1 protein-coding gene is annotated in these 962 nt (G+C 78.4%); it reads left to right on the top strand.

Going from position 1 to position 962, the window contains the following annotated elements; translation table 11 throughout:
• The coding region (locus PV721_RS43585; RefSeq protein WP_319734447.1) for an RDD family protein at positions 1–715 on the top strand (715 nt) is incomplete at its 5' end.
• Positions 716–962 lie beyond the last annotated feature (247 nt).

Here is a 962-nt window from a genome sequence, read left to right on the forward strand (position 1 = left end):
GGCCGAGCTGCCCGCCGCCCCCCTCCCCGGCACGGCGCAGGCCGCCGAGGAGCCCCGGCACGAAGTGTGGGCGCCCCGGCCCGAGGGCGTCCGCCCGAAGGTGCCGAGCCCCGCTGCGGCCCCGGCGGAGCCCCGGTCCAAGGGCTGGGAGCCGAGCGGGGCCGAGGGCGACCGCCCGGCGAACTCCGCCTCCCGCCCGGCAGGCACCCGTACGCCCCGTGAGGTGTTCGAGCGCATGGCCGAACGGGCGGTGCGCCCCGCCGGGCTGACGCGCAGAGCCGTGGCCCGCGCGCTGGACTCCCTCGTCCTCGCCGCCGTCGCGGCGGCCGTCGCCCTGCCCCTCCTCCCCGAGGCCACCGCCCACGTACGGGCCAAGGTCGACGCCGCCCGCGCCAGCGGACGCACCACCACCGTCTGGCTGTTCGACACGACCATCGCCGGCCACCTGGGCCTGGTCCTCGGCGCGGTCCTCCTCTTCGGGGTGCTGTACGAGGCGCTCCCCACGGCCCGCTGGGGCCGCACGCCGGGCAAGAAGCTGCTCGGCGTGCGGGTGCTGTCCACCGCCACCCTCCGCCCGCCCGGCTTCGGCGCGGCCCTGCGCCGCTGGCTCGTCTACGCCCTCCTGGGCATCCCAGGCAGCCTCTGGTGCCTCGTGGACCGCCCGCGCCGCCAGGCCTGGCACGACAAGGCGGCCAAGACCTACGTGGCCCGCTAGGCCCCCCCGGGGCCCCTTCTCCCCCGAACGGACGCCGTCCCGTTGCGGGGGTGACGGAGCCGGGTTCGACTCGGGCCATGAGTACCGACCAGCCGCCGCCGGGCGAGCCGCCCGAGGAGGACCCGTTCCGCAAGAAGCCCCAGGAACCGACGCCTCCGTCGGGCGGCTCGCCGTACGGCCCGCCGCCTTCCGGAAGCGGCGGCGCCCCGCCGCCCCCCCACACAGCAGCCGACACACTGACCCGGGG

Origin of the sequence: Streptomyces sp. MB09-01, assembly GCF_033794505.1 — a bacterium.
Taxonomy (GTDB): Bacteria; Actinomycetota; Actinomycetes; order Streptomycetales; family Streptomycetaceae; genus Streptomyces.